Origin of the sequence: Citrobacter sp. CK195 (genome assembly GCF_030333365.1) — a bacterium.
GTDB classification, from domain to species: Bacteria; Pseudomonadota; Gammaproteobacteria; order Enterobacterales; family Enterobacteriaceae; genus Citrobacter_B; species Citrobacter_B koseri.
This window is the reverse complement of record NZ_JAOWGB010000023.1, coordinates 509,696-526,969: the sequence shown is the minus strand read 5'-3', so window position 1 is coordinate 526,969 and position 17,274 is coordinate 509,696. Positions and strand designations below refer to the sequence as shown.

14 protein-coding genes are annotated in these 17,274 nt (G+C 55.3%); 9 read left to right on the top strand and 5 right to left on the bottom strand.

Annotation, left to right across the window (positions count from 1 at the left end):
- The first annotated feature begins 28 nt into the window (after positions 1-28).
- Positions 29-751, top strand: a complete 723-nt coding sequence (folM, locus tag OGX93_RS11115; RefSeq protein ID WP_153258470.1) for a dihydromonapterin reductase — start codon at positions 29-31, stop codon at positions 749-751.
- Here folM and OGX93_RS11110 read toward each other — a convergent pair.
- Positions 748-1,083, bottom strand: coding sequence for a GlpM family protein (locus OGX93_RS11110; RefSeq protein WP_012132490.1), 336 nt, complete (start codon positions 1,081-1,083; stop codon positions 748-750). The genes folM and OGX93_RS11110 overlap by 4 nt on opposite strands.
- 127 nt (positions 1,084-1,210) lie before the next feature.
- On the opposite strand from OGX93_RS11110, the gene rstA reads away from it, so the two are divergent.
- The 3 genes from rstA (at position 1,211) to tus (ending at position 4,286) form a co-directional block, all read left to right on the top strand.
- Positions 1,211-1,945, top strand: coding sequence for a two-component system response regulator RstA (gene rstA, locus OGX93_RS11105; protein ID WP_286449602.1), 735 nt, complete (start codon positions 1,211-1,213; stop codon positions 1,943-1,945).
- Positions 1,946-1,957: 12 nt separating this feature from the next.
- Positions 1,958-3,259 carry a two-component system sensor histidine kinase RstB gene (gene rstB / locus OGX93_RS11100; RefSeq protein ID WP_012132492.1) on the top strand — a complete coding sequence of 434 codons (1,302 nt, stop codon included), beginning with the start codon at positions 1,958-1,960 and terminating at the stop codon, positions 3,257-3,259.
- 97 nt (positions 3,260-3,356) lie between these two features.
- Positions 3,357-4,286 (top strand): DNA replication terminus site-binding protein, encoded by a 930-nt coding sequence (tus, locus tag OGX93_RS11095; protein WP_012132493.1) that lies wholly within the window; start codon positions 3,357-3,359, stop codon positions 4,284-4,286.
- Here the strand turns inward: tus and fumC are convergent.
- Both fumC and fumB read right to left on the bottom strand, forming a co-directional pair.
- Entirely contained in the window at positions 4,283-5,686 is a 1,404-nt protein-coding gene (gene fumC / locus OGX93_RS11090; protein ID WP_047457217.1) for a class II fumarate hydratase, read from the bottom strand. The two genes, tus and fumC, sit on opposite strands and share 4 nt — an antisense overlap.
- A gap of 159 nt (positions 5,687-5,845) precedes the next feature.
- Positions 5,846-7,492, bottom strand: a complete 1,647-nt coding sequence (fumB, locus tag OGX93_RS11085) for a class I fumarate hydratase (protein WP_012132495.1) — start codon at positions 7,490-7,492, stop codon at positions 5,846-5,848.
- A 261-nt stretch (positions 7,493-7,753) separates the two neighbouring features.
- On the opposite strand from fumB, the gene manA reads away from it, so the two are divergent.
- Positions 7,754-8,929, top strand: a complete 1,176-nt coding sequence (gene manA / locus OGX93_RS11080) for a mannose-6-phosphate isomerase (RefSeq protein WP_199977072.1) — start codon at positions 7,754-7,756, stop codon at positions 8,927-8,929.
- A 102-nt stretch (positions 8,930-9,031) separates the two neighbouring features.
- Complete coding sequence (locus OGX93_RS11075; protein WP_049011603.1) at positions 9,032-10,540, top strand: YdgA family protein; 1,509 nt, start codon at positions 9,032-9,034, stop codon at positions 10,538-10,540.
- Between the two features lie 70 nt (positions 10,541-10,610).
- Here the strand turns inward: OGX93_RS11075 and OGX93_RS11070 are convergent, their stop codons facing one another.
- Entirely contained in the window at positions 10,611-11,639 is a 1,029-nt protein-coding gene (locus OGX93_RS11070) for a Mal regulon transcriptional regulator MalI (protein WP_012132499.1), read from the bottom strand.
- Between the two features lie 176 nt (positions 11,640-11,815).
- Between OGX93_RS11070 and malX the strand changes: the two genes are divergently transcribed.
- The 3 genes from malX (at position 11,816) to add (ending at position 15,693) form a co-directional block, all read left to right on the top strand.
- Positions 11,816-13,408, top strand: coding sequence for a maltose/glucose-specific PTS transporter subunit IIBC (malX, locus tag OGX93_RS11065; RefSeq protein WP_049011605.1), 1,593 nt, complete (start codon positions 11,816-11,818; stop codon positions 13,406-13,408).
- Positions 13,409-13,418: 10 nt separating this feature from the next.
- Positions 13,419-14,591: a MalY/PatB family protein gene (locus tag OGX93_RS11060; RefSeq protein WP_286449603.1), complete on the top strand. Its 1,173-nt coding sequence runs from the start codon at positions 13,419-13,421 to the stop codon at positions 14,589-14,591.
- A 100-nt stretch (positions 14,592-14,691) separates the two neighbouring features.
- Positions 14,692-15,693 (top strand): adenosine deaminase, encoded by a 1,002-nt coding sequence (gene add / locus OGX93_RS11055; protein ID WP_047457232.1) that lies wholly within the window; start codon positions 14,692-14,694, stop codon positions 15,691-15,693.
- A gap of 376 nt (positions 15,694-16,069) precedes the next feature.
- Here add and OGX93_RS11050 read toward each other — a convergent pair whose 3' ends face one another.
- Entirely contained in the window at positions 16,070-17,110 is a 1,041-nt protein-coding gene (locus OGX93_RS11050) for an oxidoreductase (RefSeq protein ID WP_024130359.1), read from the bottom strand.
- Between the last annotated feature and the right edge of the window lie 164 nt (positions 17,111-17,274).

Sequence of the window (17,274 nt, the reverse complement as noted above, 5' to 3'; positions counted from 1 at the left end):
CCATTGTTTGATGCCAAAGGAGACTACAATGGGTAAAAACCAGCCCTTGCCCATCCTTATCACGGGAGGAGGCCGCCGCATCGGTCTCGCGATCGCGTGGCACTTTCTCAATCAAAAACAGCCGGTGATTGTCAGCTACCGGACGCACTATCCGGCCATCGACGGCCTGACGCAAGCGGGCGCGCTGTGCATTCAGGCCGATTTTTCCACCGATGACGGCGTCCTGGCATTTGCTGAGAAGATAAAGACCCATACGCCAGGCCTGCGGGCTATTTTGCATAACGCCAGCGCCTGGATGGCCGAGACGCCTGGCACCCCGCTCTCTGACGTGCTGGCATGCATGATGCAGATTCACGTCAATACGCCCTATCTGTTAAACCATGCGCTGGAAAGACTGTTGCGCGGCCACGGACATGCGGCCACCGATATCATCCATTTTACGGACTATGTTGTGGAACGCGGCAGCGACAAACACATCGCCTATGCCGCCAGTAAAGCAGCGCTGGATAATATGACCCGCTCCTTTGCCCGCAAACTGGCCCCGGAAGTGAAAGTCAACGCCATCGCCCCGTCGCTGATCCTGTTTAACGAAAACGACGACGCCGAGTACCGTCAGCAGGCGCTCAATAAATCCCTGATGAAGACAGCGCCCGGCGAGAAAGAGGTAATCGACCTGGTGGATTACCTTCTCACCAGCTGCTTCGTTACCGGCCGCAGTTTCGCCGTGGATGGCGGCCGGCACCTGCGTTAATGCAATTTGATCCAGCAAAATATCAGCAGCCATGCGCTCAGGCCCCAGCACACCACCGCCCCGCCGAGCGCAACGGGCAAACGCAGAAAACCGGTGAAATACCAAAGCGTGGCGAGGTAGACAAAATAAGGGATGATCGACCACATACTGAATACAATGGTCGTGCGTAACGCGTCAATTCCGCGCTCGCTGGCGACAATATAGTGGGCAATCAGTGCAAATGTCGGAAAAAGCGGAATTAATCCGGCGATATAGTAATTTTTTGTTTTTGCCAGCAAGCCAATCAATACCACCACCAGCGCACCCAGCGCGGCTTTTATCACGAGTCCCATTTCGATGCCTTAACACATCAATAACATTGAGGCTGTAGCATAACGGAAGCGCTCTCGTTTAGAAAAGATTAATGGAAGGGAAAACGGAGGCGGTGTATGTTGGCGTTTTCTCCGCGTAATGAACGTTATGAACACCATCGTATTTGTTGAGGATGACCCTGAAGTTGGCTCGCTAATTGCCGCTTATCTGGCGAAACACGATATTGAGGTGCTGATTGAACCTCGCGGCGATCTGGCTGAAGAGACGATCCTTCGCACGCAACCCGAGCTGGTGTTACTGGATATCATGCTGCCGGGCAAAGACGGTATGACCATTTGCCGCGATTTGCGAGGCCGCTGGCAAGGGCCGATTGTCCTGTTGACCTCGCTGGACAGCGACATGAACCACATCCTGGCGCTGGAAATGGGCGCCTGTGACTACATCCTGAAAACCACGCCCCCTGCCGTGCTCCTCGCCCGTCTGCGCCTGCATTTACGGCAGAATGAACTCACCGCGCAGGCAAAAGGCATTCAGGATACGGCAATGACCCCGCATAAAACGCTGCGTTTTGGCGCGTTGATTATTGACCCGGTCAATCGTTCAGTAGCACTCTCCGGCGAACCGGTTTCGCTTTCCACCGCCGATTTCGAATTACTCTGGGAACTGGCAACCCATGCCGGGCAGATTATGGATCGCGACGCACTGCTGAAAAACTTGCGCGGCGTCAGCTACGACGGCATGGACCGCAGCGTGGATGTCGCTATCTCAAGGCTGCGTAAGAAATTGCAGGATAACGCCACCGAGCCCTATCGAATCAAAACGGTTCGCAACAAAGGGTATCTGTTTGCCCCCCATGCGTGGGAAGATAGTCAGCGTGATTAACCGGGTGCATCAATGAAAAAACTGTTCGTTCAGTTTTATCTGCTGCTGTTTGTCTGCTTTCTGGTCATGACCCTGTTGGTCGGGCTGGTGTATAAGTTCACCGCAGAACGCGCAGGCAGACAGTCGCTGGATGATTTGATGAAAAGCTCGCTGTATTTAATGCGCAGCGAATTGCGGGAGATCCCTCCGCGCGACTGGGGGAAAACCCTCAAAGAGATGGATCTTAATCTCTCTTTCGATTTGCGCGTAGAGCCGCTCAATAAATACAAACTCGACGCGCTTACCACACAGCGGCTGCGCGAAGGCGACATCGTCGCGCTGGACGATCAGTATACGTTTATCCAGCGCATCCCCCGCAGCCATTACGTGCTGGCCGTCGGGCCGGTTCCTTATCTCTATTTTCTTCACCAGATGCGGCTACTGGATATCGCGCTGATGGCCTTTATCGCCATCTCCCTCGCCTTTCCGGTGTTTATCTGGATGCGCCCGCACTGGCAGGAGATGCTGCGCCTGGAGGCCGCCGCTCAGCGTTTTGGCGAAGGGCACCTCGCAGAGCGCCTTCACTTTGACAACGGTTCCAGTTTTGAACGTCTCGGCATCGCCTTTAACCAGATGGCGGATAACATCAACGCGCTGATCGCCAGTAAAAAACAGCTTATTGACGGCATTGCCCACGAACTGCGTACGCCGCTGGTGCGTCTGCGTTACCGGCTGGAGATGAGTGAAAATCTCAGCGCACAGGAGTCGCAGGCGCTGAATCGCGATATCGGCCAACTGGAAGCGTTAATCGAAGAGTTACTGACCTATGCGCGGCTGGACAGGCCGCAGACTGCGTTAACGCTCACCGTTCCCGACCTCCCCGTGTGGCTGGCAAGCCACCTGGAAGACGTACAGAGCGTCAACCCCGGGCGCACGGTGCGGCTCAGCCAGCTTACGCCTGGCGATTACGGCGCGCTGGATATGCGGCTAATGGAGCGTGTGCTGGATAATCTGCTCAATAACGCGCTGCGTTATTCCCATTCCACCGTTCAGGCCAGCCTGTTATTAAGCGGCAATCAGGCGACCCTGATTGTTGAAGACGACGGCCCCGGCATCGCGCCAGACGCGCGCGAACATGTGTTCGAACCCTTTGTGCGCCTCGATCCCAGCCGCGACCGCGCTACCGGAGGCTGCGGGCTGGGATTAGCCATCGTGCGCTCCATCGCCCTGGCGATGGGCGGAACGGTAAACTGTCGCGAAAGTGAACTGGGCGGCGCCAGATTCACCTTCAACTGGCCCGTCTGGCACAACATCCCCGAATTTCCCCCTGCCTGACGCATAGCGCACGATGGTCAGGCCGGGTATGATGTGATATACAGTAAGTATGTTGTAACTAATACCCTTCTTTCTGCGACACTGAAATGGTGGTGATATGGCCCGTTACGATCTTGTCGAACGCCTGAATGGTACTTTTCGCCAGACAGAACACGCGCTGGCAACCCTGACAGAAAATCTCGAACAGCAACCGCTGCTGATTGCCCGCGTCTTCTCCCTCCCCGAAGTGACCAAAGAGGCGGAGCACAACCCTCTGGCGACCATTGCGGTGGAGCAGCATCTGGGAAAAGAGGCCGAATCGCTGGCGCTGCGCCACTATCGCCACCTGTTTATTCAGCAACAGTCTGAAAATCGCAGCAGCAAAGCGGCGGTTCGCCTGCCCGGCGTATTGTGCTATCAGGTTGATGATGCCACGCAGGCCGCGCTGGAAAACCAGATCCAGCACATCAATCAGTTAAAAACGACATTTGAGCGTATTGTGACGGTGGAGTCAGGATTGCCGTCAGCGGCGCGTTTTGAGTGGGTGCATCGCCATCTGCCCGGTCTTATCACGTTGAATGCCTACCGCGCATTAACGGTGATCAAGAATCCCGCTACCCTCCGTTTTGGCTGGGCCAACAAGCACATTATAAAGAATCTGCGCCGGGATGAGGTGCTGGCACAACTGGAGAAAAGCCTGAACACGCCGCGCAGCGTGCATCCCTGGACGCGCGAAGAGTGGCAGGCCAGGCTGGAGCGCGAATATCAGGATATCGCCGCCCTGCCGCAACAGGCGCGGCTGAAGATTAAAAGACCGGTGAAGGTACAGCCGATTGCCCGCGTCTGGTACAAAGGGCAGCAGAAACAGGTTCAGCACGCCTGTCCGACGCCGCTTATCGCGCTGATCAATACCGATAAAGGCATGACCGTGCCGGATATCGGCGAACTACTGAATTACGATGCGGACAATGTTCAGCACCGCTTTAAGCCTCAGGCGCAACCGTTGCGACTTATCATCCCCCGGTTGCACCTGTATGTGGCGGATTAACGGCCTGGCTTCATGCTGCCCACCATCAGTTCCGGGCGCACCCAGCTATCAAACTCGGCTTCAGTGAGATACCCCAGCGCCAGGGCGGAGGCTTTTAAGGTCAGCCCTTCCTTGTGCGCTTTTTTGGCGATCTCCGCCGCTTTGTCATAGCCGATGTGCGTGTTGAGCGCGGTGACCAGCATCAGCGATTCATTGAGCAGTTGATTAATACGCTCACGGTTTGGCTCAATACCGACCGCACAGTGCGCATTAAAGCTTTCCATCCCATCCGCCAACAGGCGTACCGATTGCAGGAAATTATGGATAACCATCGGGCGATAGACGTTAAGCTCGAAGTTTCCCGACGCCCCGCCCATATTGATAGCCACATCGTTGCCCATCACCTGACAGCAGAGCATGGTCAGCGCTTCGCACTGGGTCGGGTTCACTTTGCCTGGCATAATCGAACTGCCCGGCTCGTTCTCAGGAATGGCAATTTCACCAATGCCGCATCGAGGGCCAGAGGCCAGCCAGCGAACGTCATTAGCGATTTTCATCAGCGACGCCGCCAGCCCTTTTAGCGCGCCGTGCGCATGAACCAGCGCATCACAGGTCGCCAGCGCTTCAAACTTGTTCGGCGCCGTCACAAATGGCGCGCAGGTGATCACCGCCAGCTCATCCGCCACGCGGCGGGCATATTCAGGATGGGTGTTCAACCCTGTGCCCACCGCCGTACCGCCCAGCGCCAGCTCCGCCACATGCGGCAGGCTATTTTCAATATGTTTGAGATTGTGCTCCAGCATCGCCACCCAGCCGGAAATTTCCTGACCGAGCGTCAGCGGCGTCGCATCCTGCAAGTGCGTGCGGCCAATTTTCACAATGTCGGCAAACGCATGGGACTTTTTGCGCAGCGTATCGGTCAGGACATTAAGCTGCGGGATGAGATGCTTGCGTAGCGCCAGCAGCGCCGCAACGTGCATCGCGGTCGGGAAAACGTCGTTCGAACTTTGGCTTTTATTGACGTCATCGTTCGGGTGAACTTTGCGCTCCATGCCGCGAACGCCGCCCAGCAGTTCGCTCGCGCGGTTCGCCAGCACTTCGTTCATGTTCATGTTGCTTTGCGTGCCCGACCCGGTCTGCCAGATCGCCAGCGGAAATTCGTCGGGATGTTTATCGGCCAGCACTTCATCAGCCGCCTGCATAATGGCGGAGGCTTTTTCCGCCGACAGCAGCCCTAAGTCCTCGTTAACTTTGGCTGCCGCACGCTTGGTCAGCGCCAGCGCATGGATCAGCGAGACGGGCATTTTCTCCGTGGAGATACGAAAATGCTCCAGCGATCGTTGGGTTTGCGCTCCCCAAAGTTTATCTGCCGGAACATCAATCCCGCCCATCGAATCTTTCTCGCAGCGTACCGTCGTCATTACTTTCTCCTTGTTAACAATGAAGTTGAGGACATGCTCACACACCTGTCAGGATTAAGTATTGATTGCTTCATAAATACTGCATGGCGCTTTGTGCGCTTCTGAAATGCCGGGCGGCACAGCGCCTTACCCGGCCTGCAAATGTACCTTCTTATTGTCTTACTTCACGCAGCGCGTGCACTGCGAAGTTTGAATTTGCTGGAAGAAATCATTGCCTTTGTCATCCACCAGGATAAAGGCCGGAAAATCTTCCACTTCAATTTTCCAGATCGCTTCCATCCCCAGTTCAGGGTATTCCACGCATTCCAGACTCCTGATGCTGCCCTGCGCCAGCACGGCGGCAGGCCCGCCAATGCTGCCCAGATAGAAGCCGCCGTGTTTATGGCAGGCATCGGTCACCTGTTGGCTACGGTTGCCTTTGGCCAGCATAATCATACTGCCGCCCTGCGACTGAAGCTGATCGACGTAAGAGTCCATACGCCCTGCGGTCGTTGGCCCCAGCGAACCGGACGCGTATCCTTCAGGCGTTTTTGCCGGCCCCGCGTAGTAGATCGGATGATCTTTAACATACTGCGGCAACCCTTCGCCACGATCCATCCGTTCTTTCAGTTTGGCGTGCGCGATATCACGCCCCACAATAATCGTCCCGTTCAGCGACAGACGAGTTGAAACCGGATACTGCGACAACTGTTGCAGGATCGCTTTCATTGGCTGATTGAGGTCAACGCGAACCGCCTCGCCTTCGCCTGCCTGGCGCAATTCTTCAGGAATATATTTACCCGGATTATGTTCCAGTTTCTCGATCCAGATACCTTTGCGGTTGATCTTCGCTTTAATATTGCGATCCGCAGAGCAGGAGACGCCCATCCCGACCGGACAGGACGCGCCGTGACGCGGTAAACGAATGACGCGGATATCATGGGCAAAATATTTACCGCCGAACTGGGCGCCTAACCCGAGATTCTGCGCTTCCGTCAGCAACTCTTTTTCCAGCTCCACGTCGCGGAATGCCTGACCGTGTTCGTTCCCTTCCGTCGGCAGTTCGTCATAGTATTTTGCGGAGGCCAGCTTAACCGTTTTCAGCGTTGCTTCCGCCGACGTCCCGCCGATCACGAAGGCGATGTGATACGGAGGACAGGCCGCCGTCCCCAGAGTGCGCATTTTATCGACCAGGTAATTTTTCAGTTTGCCCGGCGTCAGCAGCGCTTTGGTTTCCTGATACAGATAGGTTTTGTTGGCGGAACCGCCGCCTTTGGCGATACACAGGAATTTGTATTCATCGCCATCAACGCTGTAGAGATCAATCTGCGCGGGCAGGTTGGTGCCGGTATTGACCTCTTTATACATATCCAGCGGGGCATTTTGCGAATAGCGCAGGTTATCTTCGATGTAAGTGTTATAAACGCCGCGCGCCAGCGCAGCCTCATCACCGCCGCCGGTCCAGACACGCTGGCCTTTTTTGCCAACGATAATGGCCGTACCGGTGTCCTGGCAGGTTGGTAAAATCCCTTTTGCGGCAATGTCCGAATTGCGCAGGAATTGCAGCGCGACATATTTATCGTTTTCGCTGGCGTCCGGGTCGCGCAGGATATCAGCGACCTGCTGTTGATGCGCAGGGCGCAGCATAAACGAAGCATCGTGGAATGCCTGACGCGCCATCAGCGTCAGCGCTTCAGGAGCGACCTTAAGCACTTCCTGTCCTTCAAATTCGGCAACGGAAACGTGTTCACTGGTCAGCAGGTAATATTCGGTATCGTCCTTTTTGAGGGGAAAAGGAGCCTGATAATGGAAGGGTTTGTTCGACATTGTTCTCTCACTTACTGCTCGGTCTGGTTATTCTCTGGGCAGATGTTCCATTGCCCTGCTTACCCGTCACGCCTCCAGCGGCAGACATGTTATTGTCCTGCAACCCGAATGCGTCAGGGTGTAAAAAGCGAGTTACACTATCCTACACAATTTTTTAACAAAAACTGAGACAAGTACGACTTTTTGCGCGCAGAGGTTACTTCCCGCGGGTTTCTTGGTTTAATACGCGAATTAATTTCCATATTGAAACAGGGCTTGATAATGCAAAAACTCATCAACTCAGTGCAAAACTATGCATGGGGTAGTAAAACTGCGTTAACGGAACTCTACGGCATTGCGAATCCGTCTCAGCAGCCAATGGCAGAGCTCTGGATGGGCGCCCATCCCAAGAGCAGCTCCCGAATTGAAGGCGCTGACGGGAAAGCCGTCTCGTTACGCGACGTGATTGAGCACGATAAAGCCACACTGCTGGGCGAGTCTGTCGCAAAACGTTTTGGCGAGCTGCCCTTCCTGTTTAAAGTGCTGTGTGCCGCGCAGCCGCTTTCCATCCAGGTTCATCCGAATAAACACAACTCAGAAATGGGTTTCGCGAAAGAGAATGCGGCCGGTATTCCGATGGATGCCGCCGAGCGTAACTATAAAGATCCGAACCACAAGCCTGAACTGGTCTTTGCCCTGACGCCGTTCCTGGCGATGAACGCATTCCGCGAGTTCTCTGAGATTGTCTCCCTGCTGCAACCTGTTTCCGGCGCGCATACCGCCATTGCCCACTTCCTGCAAGAGCCGAATGCCGAACGCCTGAGCCAACTGTTCGCCAGCCTGCTCAATATGCAGGGCGATGAAAAATCCCGCGCGCTGGCGGTACTGAAAGCGGCGCTGAACAGCCAACAGGGTGAACCGTGGCAGACGATCCGCGTCATATCCGAATTTTACCCAGATGACAGCGGCCTCTTCTCTCCACTGCTGCTGAACGTGGTCAAGCTGAACCCTGGCGAAGCCATGTTCCTGTTTGCCGAAACGCCTCATGCCTATTTGCAGGGTGTGGCGCTGGAGGTGATGGCGAACTCCGATAACGTCCTGCGCGCCGGGCTGACGCCGAAATATATCGACATTCCTGAACTGGTCGCAAACGTCAAATTCGTTGCCAAACCTGCCGATCAGCTGCTGACAACGCCGGTAAAACACGGTACGGAACTGGACTTCCCGATTCCGGTGGAGGATTTCGCGTTTTCGCTGCATGACCTCTCCGCTCAGGAAACGGCCATCAGCCAGCAGAGCGCCGCCATTCTGTTCTGCGTGGAAGGCGAAGCGGTTCTGAGCAAGGGCGAGCAGCGTCTGGTGCTGAAACCCGGCGAATCCGCGTTTATCGGCGCTGATGAGTCTCCGGTCAACGCCAGCGGCGTGGGCCGTTTGGCCAGGGTTTACAACAAGCTGTAGCAACATACTGAATTTTTTAACAACTCTTGCTAAGCTAGTTAAAGGCTCACAACTTCTCCAGGCGGTTTAATCCGCCTGGTTTCATTTTTATGGATAATCGATATGAAAAAATCGCTGGTAGCTACAGGTGTGATCGTCGCCCTGGGCGTGGTCTGGACAGGCGGGGCCTGGTACACCGGGAAAAAACTGGAAACGCATCTCGCACAGATGGTGAATCAGGCAAATGAGCAGCTTAAACGCACGGCGCCTGAAGCCGCCATTGAGCTGAGCTATCAAAACTACCAGCGCGGCATTTTCAGCAGCCAGTTACAGCTGGTGGCGAAGCCTGTCGAAGGCAAGGAAAACCCCTGGCTGAAACCAGGACAAAGCGTCGTACTGAACGAAGCGGTGGATCATGGCCCTTTCCCGTTCGCACAGTTGAAATCGTTTAACCTTATCCCTGCGATGGCCTCGGTGAAGACGACCCTGGTCAACAACGACGTCACCAGACCGTTGTTTGATATCGCAAAGGGCGAGACGCCGGTCGAGATTAATTCCCGGATTGGTTATGGCGGCGATACCCGCTCAGATATATCCCTCAAGCCGTTGAATTATGAAAATAACGGTGAAAAAGTCGCCTTTAGCGGCGGGGAATTTCAGCTGAATGCCGATAAAGACGGCAATGTTGTTTCACTGTCAGGCGAAGCGCAAAGCGGCCTGGTGGATGCCGTCAACGAATATAACCAGAAAGTCCAGATTACTTTTAATAACCTGAAAACCGACGGTTCCAGCACTCTGGCCAGCTTCGGCGAGCGTATTGGCAACCAGACGCTGTCGCTGGAAAAAATGACGGTATCGGTAGAAGGTAAAGAGATGGCCGTGCTGGAAGGCATGGTGATCGACGGTAAGTCCGATCTCGTCAACGACGGCAAAACCATCAATAGCCAGCTGGATTACTCGCTGAACAGCCTTAAAGTGCAGAATCAGGATCTGGGTAGCGGCAAGCTGACGCTGAAAGTGGGACAGATCGATGGCGAAGCATGGCACCAGTTTAGCCGCCAGTATAACGCTCAGACTCAGGCGCTGATGACGCAACCCGAGGTGGTGCAAAATCCTGAACTTTATCAGGAGAAAGTGACCGAAGCGTTCTTTGGCGCCCTGCCGCTGCTGATGAAGGGCGAACCGGTGATTACCGTCGCGCCGTTAAGCTGGAAAAACGCTAAAGGCGAGACCGCGCTGAACCTCTCCTTGTTCCTGAAAGATCCGGCCGCGACCACTGAAGAACCGCAAACGCTGACTCAGGAAGTGGATCGTTCCGTTAAATCTCTCGATGCGAAGCTGACGATCCCGATGGATATGGCCGTTGAGTTTATGACTCAGGTCGCCAGACTGGAAGGTTATCAGCAGGAAGATGCCGATAAGCTGGCGAATCAACAAGTCAAAGGGTTAGCCGCGATGGGGCAAATGTTCCGCATCACCACGTTGCAGGATAATACCATCGCCACCAACCTACAGTATGCCAATGGTCAGGTAACGCTCAACGGGCAAAAAATGACGCTGGAAGAGTTTGTCGGCATGTTTGGTATGCCTGCGCTCTCCGTGCCGGACGCTCCGGCGATTCCTCAGCAGTAAGTTTTCTGTACGTCCCGCGCCCGGCGGGATTTTCCCGTCGGGCCGCTATTCAAACACCTGTCCCGCCACGCTATTTTTGCGTCACCAGACGAGCGGAAATGGTCTGGCTGCGCGAATGGCTCTCTTCATGACCAATCCGTTGCAGGATGCGCTCCGCAAGGGTATAGCCAATTTCGCGGGCTGGCGTGCTGGCCCAGATAATCGGCAGATCGTCCAGCGCGTTTTCCGCCACATCAGCAAACGCCGCCAGCGAGATCTGTTGTTCAAAATAGCGATCAACGCCAATTTCACCACTCTGACGCCCCGCTTTCATCAGGCCAAACCATGCTCCCATCGCAATGGTTTCGTTGTAGCACACCACTGCGCTGATGGTCGGGTTATGCCGCAGTAATGCGGTAATGGCTTCGGCGGCCTGCTTCTGGCTGGATGCGCACTCCAGCACCCAGTCGCTGTGAAAAGGCAACCCAAACTTCAGCAGCGTCGCGCAATAGCCGCCGACGCGCTCCGCGCGCGTTAATGAGGAGCTTTGCCCTCCCAGCCACGCGATCCGCTGATGCCCAAGGCGAATCAGATGTTCCGTCAGTAGCTGCGCCGCCTGCATGTTATCCGGCCGGACAGTATCCACCTCTTCCAGATAACTGGCGCGCGAGGCAAACACCACCGGAATCCCTTTTTCTTCTGCCCGTTCCCGGAGCGCATCGCTGTTACCCGCCGCTCCGGCGATCACCACGCCATCCACACCCTGATTAAGGAGCATAGCGAAACGCTGACTCAGCTGTTCGCCATCCTGACCGCCGTGCAACAAAAAGACCATGCGCCCCTGCGCTTCCAGCGCCTCTGTCAACCCGGCCGTGAGTTCCGCATAAAAAGGCGCAGACAGATCGCGCACAATCAGCCCGATGACGCCGCTCTGCCCACCGCGAAGCGCCGATGCCTGGCGGTTACGCACAAAGCCCAGCTGTTCAATCGCCGCGTTAACCCGCTCGCCGGTGGCTGACGAAATCCGCCCTTTGCCACTGAGCACTAATGAGACGGTACTGACGGAAACGCCAGCCGCCAACGCGACATCATGGATGGTGGTTTTTTTGGCTATAGCCATGAAAAAAGAAAGCTCCCTGATAACGTGATAGATAAAACGTTTTATCAATCACTTATATTTATACGCTTTATTATCGTTCGATAATGTGATTTGCGCCGCACTAAAATTAGGTAAAACGTTTTATCTTCTCGCTCAAATAATTGACCACAGCCTTCTTTTTCACGAGGAGTCGTTAGATGACGACGAAGACAACACCAAAAATAACATTATGGGAATTTTTCCAGCAGTTGGGTAAAACGTTTATGCTGCCCGTGGCGCTGCTCTCTTTCTGCGGGATCATGCTGGGGATCGGCAGCTCGTTAAGCAGCCACGATGTCGTCACCCTGCTCCCGGCGCTGGGCAACCCGGTGCTACAGGCCATCTTTACCTGGATGAGTAAAGTCGGCTCGTTCGCTTTTAGCTTCCTCCCGGTGATGTTTTGTATCGCGATTCCGCTCGGTCTGGCGCGTGAAAACAAAGGTGTCGCCGCGTTTGCCGGTTTCGTCGGTTACGCCGTAATGAACCTTGCCGTGAACTTCTGGTTAACGGCGAAAGGCATTCTGCCGACGACTGACGCCGCCATTCTGAAAGCCAATAACGTACAGAATATCCTCGGGATTCAGTCTATCGACACGGGGATTCTGGGGGCGGTGATCGCCGGTATCGTTGTCTGGATGCTGCATGAGCGTTTCCACAATATTCGTCTGCCCGATGCGCTGGCTTTCTTTGGCGGTACGCGTTTCGTGCCGATCGTCTCTTCCGTGGTGATGGGACTGGTCGGGCTGGTCATTCCGCTGGTATGGCCTGTTTTTGCAATGGGCATCAGCGGTCTGGGCCACATTATCAATAGCGCGGGTGATTTCGGTCCGATGATCTTTGGTACGGGTGAGCGCCTGCTGCTGCCGTTCGGCCTGCACCACATTCTGGTCGCGTTAATTCGCTTTACCGAAGCGGGCGGTACGCAGGAAGTCTGCGGCCATAGCGTGAGCGGCGCGTTGACCATTTTCCAGGCGCAGCTGAGCTGCCCGACAACGCACGGCTTCTCTGAAAGTGCGACCCGCTTCCTGTCTCAGGGGAAAATGCCTGCCTTCCTCGGCGGCTTGCCGGGCGCTGCGTTGGCGATGTACCACTGTGCGCGTCCTGAAAACCGTCACAAAATTAAGGGCCTGCTGATTTCTGGTCTTATCGCCTGTGTCGTTGGCGGTACCACAGAGCCGCTGGAATTCCTGTTCCTGTTCGTCGCGCCTGTGCTGTATGTGATTCACGCCCTGCTGACAGGTCTGGGATTCACCATCATGGCGATCCTCGGCGTCACCATCGGCAACACCGACGGCAACATCATCGACTTTGTGGTATTCGGGATCCTGCACGGTCTGTCGACCAAGTGGTATCTGGTTCCGGTGGTCGCCGCCATCTGGTTCGCGGTGTACTACGTCATCTTCCGTTTCGCTATTACGCGCTTTAATCTGAAAACGCCGGGCCGCGATACCGAAATCGCCAGCAATATTGAAAAAGTCATGGCGGGCACGCCAGGGAAATCAGGCTATAACGTCCCGGCGATTCTGGCCGCGCTTGGCGGCAGTGAAAATATCGTCAGCCTGGATAACTGCATTACCCGTCTGCGCCTGTCGGTGAAGGATATGTCGCTTGTGAATGTACAGGCGCTGAAGGACAATCGCGCTATCGGCGTAGTACAGCTGAATCAACATAACTTACAGGTGGTTATTGGCCCTCAGGTACAGTCCGTTAAGGATGAAATGGCGGGTCTGATGAACACGGTTGAGGCATAAGGACAACGATATGTTCGATTTTTCAAAGGTGGTGGATCGTCACGGTACGTGGTGCACGCAGTGGGATTATGTCGCCGATCGCTTTGGCGCCCCTGACCTGCTTCCGTTTACGATCTCGGATATGGATTTCGCTACCGCGCCGTGCATCCTGGAGGCCATCAACCAACGTCTGGCGCACGGCGTGCTGGGTTACAGCCGCTGGAAAAACGATGAGTTTTTAGGGGCGATCGCCCACTGGTTCGCAACCCGTCACCACACTACGATCGACCCACAGTCGATCGTGTACGGCCCCTCCGTGATCTACATGGTGTCGGAGCTGATCCGCCAGTGGTCATCCGTCGGTGAAGGGGTGGTGATTCACACCCCCGCTTACGATGCGTTCTATAACGCCATCGAAGGCAACCAGCGCACCGTCATGCCGGTTGCGCTACAGAAAAACGCGGACGGCTGGCACTGCGATATGGCCGCGCTGGAAGCGGTGCTCGCCCGGCCAGAGAGTAAAATTCTCCTGCTGTGCAGCCCGCAGAACCCTACCGGAAAGGTATGGACGCGCGATGAACTGGAGACGATGGCTGAGCTATGCCATCGTCACGGCGTACGGGTCATCTCCGATGAAATCCACATGGATATGGTATGGGGCGCGCAGCCGCATATCCCCTGGAGCAATGTAGCGCGTGGTCGTTGGGCGCTGCTGACCTCCGGGTCAAAAAGCTTCAACATTCCGGCGCTGACCGGCGCCTACGGGCTCATCGGCGATGAGGAAAGCCGCAATCGTTACCTCAGCGTATTGAAGGGGCGTGACGGGCTGTCGTCACCCGCCGTTCTGGCGCTTAGCGCGCACATTGCCGCTTATCAACAGGGCGCGCCGTGGCTGGATGCCCTGCGCGAGTATCTTGCTGATAACCTGAATTATATCGCGCATGCGTTAAACACCGCGTTCCCGACGCTAAACTGGCAGGTTCCGCAATCGACCTATCTGGCCTGGATTGATCTGCGCGCGCTGAATATTGACGACCACGCCTTACAGGATGCGCTGATTCATCAGCAGAAAGTGGCCATCATGCCTGGGTATACTTATGGCGAAGAAGGTCGCGGGTTTGTTCGTCTTAATGCCGGTTGTCCACGTTCGAAGCTCGAAAAAGGTGTTAACGGGCTGATCAACGCGATCCACGCTATACGCTGACAATGATTGCGCAATAAAATTATTTATTGCGCAACATAGATTTTACGCCCGTTTTATTTTTATAATGGCGAGCACTTTTATATTAAAAAAGAGTGCGACCATGATTGATACTTCCCTTCCGTTAACTGACGTTCATCGCCACCTTGATGGCAACATTCGTGCCCAAACTATTCTTGATCTTGGCCGCCAGTTCAATTTAGCCCTTCCGGCACAAACGCTTGACGCGCTCATTCCGCATGTGCAGATCACCTCAACGGAGCCTGACCTGGTCAGTTTTCTGGCAAAGCTCGACTGGGGCGTTAAAGTTCTGGCGTCGCTGGATGCCTGTCGTCGCGTGGCCTTTGAAAATATTGAAGATGCCGCCCGCAACGGCCTGCATTATGTCGAACTGCGTTTTTCTCCGGGTTATATGGCGATGACGCACCAGTTGCCTGTTGCAGGCGTGGTCGAAGCGGTCATCGCTGGCGTACGTGAAGGGTGCCAGACTTTTGGCGTTGAAGCTCGTCTGATCGGCATCATGAGCCGTACTTTCGGCGAGGCTGCCTGTCAGCAGGAACTGGAAGCGCTGCTGGCGCACCGCGATCACATTACCGCGCTTGACTTAGCGGGCGATGAACTTGGCTTCCCGGGCAGTCTGTTCCTCTCTCACTTTAACCGCGCGCGTGATGCGGGCTGGCATATTACCGTACATGCTGGCGAAGCGGCGGGACCAGAGAGCATCTGGCAGGCCATTCGCGAACTGGGTGCCGAGCGTATCGGTCATGGCGTGAAGGCCGTGGAAGATCGCGCGCTGATGGATTTTCTGGTCGAACAGCGAATCGGTATCGAATCCTGTCTGACGTCTAATATCCAGACCAGCACCGTTGCCTCGCTGGCTGCGCATCCGCTGAAAACGTTCCTTGAGCATGGCGTGCTGGCAAGTTTGAATACGGATGATCCCGCGGTACAGGGTGTGGATATTATTCACGAATACACGGTAGCGGCGCCGGCGGCAGGATTAACCCGCGAGCAGATTCGTCAGGCGCAGATCAATGGTCTGGAAATGGCGTTTTTAAGCGAAGCGGAAAAACGCGCATTGCGTGAGAAAGTCGCAGCGGTTTAAGCACGCAACGCCTGATGGCGCTGCGCTTATCAGTCCTGTAACTGCACAACTGTAGGCCGGATAAGGCGTTTACGCCGTCATCCGGCAGCACCTACGCCTGATGGCGCTGCGCTTATCAGGCCTACAACTGCACAACCGTAGGCCGGATAAGACGTTTACGCCGTCATCCGGCAGCACCTACGCCTGATGGCGCTGCGCTTATCAGGCCTACAACTGCACAACCGTAGGCCGGATAAGGCGTTTACGCCGCCATCCGGCAACATCCCGACGCCTGATGGCGCTGCGCTTATCAGTCCTGTAACTGCACAACCGTAGGCCGGATAAGGCGTTTACGCCGTCATCCGGCAACACCCGGCACCAGAAGAGTACACCGTCATCACGCGAGGCACAGCGTAGAGCGATGCTTCGCTGATTCAATCCCCAGCTCAATCAACTCCATAATCTGGATCGCCTGGCTCGCCGGAACCGGGTTTTCACCGTTGCCATTCAACGCGTCACGGATGCCCGCATAATAAGCCGGATAATTACCCGGCACCGTCAGCCAGGTCTCTTCCACACGGTCTTCGCCTTCCACGCGCGTCAACACGCCATCACGCATGTCGTAACCCCAGTCTTCCTGCGGCAGTCGCTCACCGTTTTTCAGCCGCTCCTCTTGTGGATCGAGGCCATATTTCACGTAACTGCCGCGCGAGCCATGCACGATATAACGTGCTGATTCTGCCGCCGCCAGCATCGTACCGTGCAGAATCACCCGACGCTGCGGGTAGGATAATATCGCGTGGAAATAATCCGTCGACTGCGCGCCAGGACGAAGCTGCGCCAGATCCACCGTCATGCTGACCGGCAAACCGAACAGATTGATCGCCTGATCCAGCAGATGCGGCGCCAGATCGTACCAGATACCGCTGCCAGGGCCGCCCTGTTCGCGCCAGCGATCGCGTACCTGCGGGCGGAAACGGTCGAAATGGGATTCAAAGTAAGCCACTTCCCCCAGAACGCCATCGGCCAGCAATCCTTTCAGCGTCAGGAAATCACTGTCCCAACGGCGGTTATGGAACACAGAAAGCACGCGTCCCAGGCTGCGCGCCAGGGCGTCGAGTTCACGGGCTTGTGACAGTGTCACGGTAAAGGGTTTATCCACAACCACATGTTTTCCCGCTTCAAGCGCGGCTTTCGCCAGCGGAAAATGGGTGTCGTTGGGCGTAGGAATGACGATAAGGTCGATATTCGGATCGTTAAAAAGATGCTTAGGCTCTGAGACAACCGCCACAGAAGGCCAGTCCGCCTTCACTTTTGTTTCATCACTACTGGAAACCGCCGCCAGTTCCAGACCCGGCGTCCCCACGATTAAGGGCGCATGGAAAGTCTTGCTGGCATAACCATAACCAATTAGCCCTACCCGGATGTTGTCACTCATGTCTTTGCCTCTCATGTCAGAACGGGGTCATTTCACACTATCCCTTAACCACTCACAATAGTTTAATAACCGCCAGGTTATAAAGGTTGTTGCTTAACTTAAGTCAAACATCAGTGACTTTGGGCTCTCCTGCGGCGAAAAAGTCGCTGAAATCGTTCCCGACA

What these genes read in the sequence shown, in the direction of transcription:
- folM (WP_153258470.1), top strand. Translation starts at nt 29, where the DNA reads ATGGGTAAAAACCAGCCCTTGCCCATCCTTATCACGGGAGGAGGCCGC.
- OGX93_RS11110 (WP_012132490.1), bottom strand. Translation starts at nt 1,083, where the DNA reads ATGGGACTCGTGATAAAAGCCGCGCTGGGTGCGCTGGTGGTGGTATTG.
- rstA (WP_286449602.1), top strand. Translation starts at nt 1,211, where the DNA reads ATGAACACCATCGTATTTGTTGAGGATGACCCTGAAGTTGGCTCGCTA.
- rstB (WP_012132492.1), top strand. Translation starts at nt 1,958, where the DNA reads ATGAAAAAACTGTTCGTTCAGTTTTATCTGCTGCTGTTTGTCTGCTTT.
- tus (WP_012132493.1), top strand. Translation starts at nt 3,357, where the DNA reads ATGGCCCGTTACGATCTTGTCGAACGCCTGAATGGTACTTTTCGCCAG.
- fumC (WP_047457217.1), bottom strand. Translation starts at nt 5,686, where the DNA reads ATGACGACGGTACGCTGCGAGAAAGATTCGATGGGCGGGATTGATGTT.
- fumB (WP_012132495.1), bottom strand. Translation starts at nt 7,492, where the DNA reads ATGTCGAACAAACCCTTCCATTATCAGGCTCCTTTTCCCCTCAAAAAG.
- manA (WP_199977072.1), top strand. Translation starts at nt 7,754, where the DNA reads ATGCAAAAACTCATCAACTCAGTGCAAAACTATGCATGGGGTAGTAAA.
- OGX93_RS11075 (WP_049011603.1), top strand. Translation starts at nt 9,032, where the DNA reads ATGAAAAAATCGCTGGTAGCTACAGGTGTGATCGTCGCCCTGGGCGTG.
- OGX93_RS11070 (WP_012132499.1), bottom strand. Translation starts at nt 11,639, where the DNA reads ATGGCTATAGCCAAAAAAACCACCATCCATGATGTCGCGTTGGCGGCT.
- malX (WP_049011605.1), top strand. Translation starts at nt 11,816, where the DNA reads ATGACGACGAAGACAACACCAAAAATAACATTATGGGAATTTTTCCAG.
- OGX93_RS11060 (WP_286449603.1), top strand. Translation starts at nt 13,419, where the DNA reads ATGTTCGATTTTTCAAAGGTGGTGGATCGTCACGGTACGTGGTGCACG.
- add (WP_047457232.1), top strand. Translation starts at nt 14,692, where the DNA reads ATGATTGATACTTCCCTTCCGTTAACTGACGTTCATCGCCACCTTGAT.
- OGX93_RS11050 (WP_024130359.1), bottom strand. Translation starts at nt 17,110, where the DNA reads ATGAGTGACAACATCCGGGTAGGGCTAATTGGTTATGGTTATGCCAGC.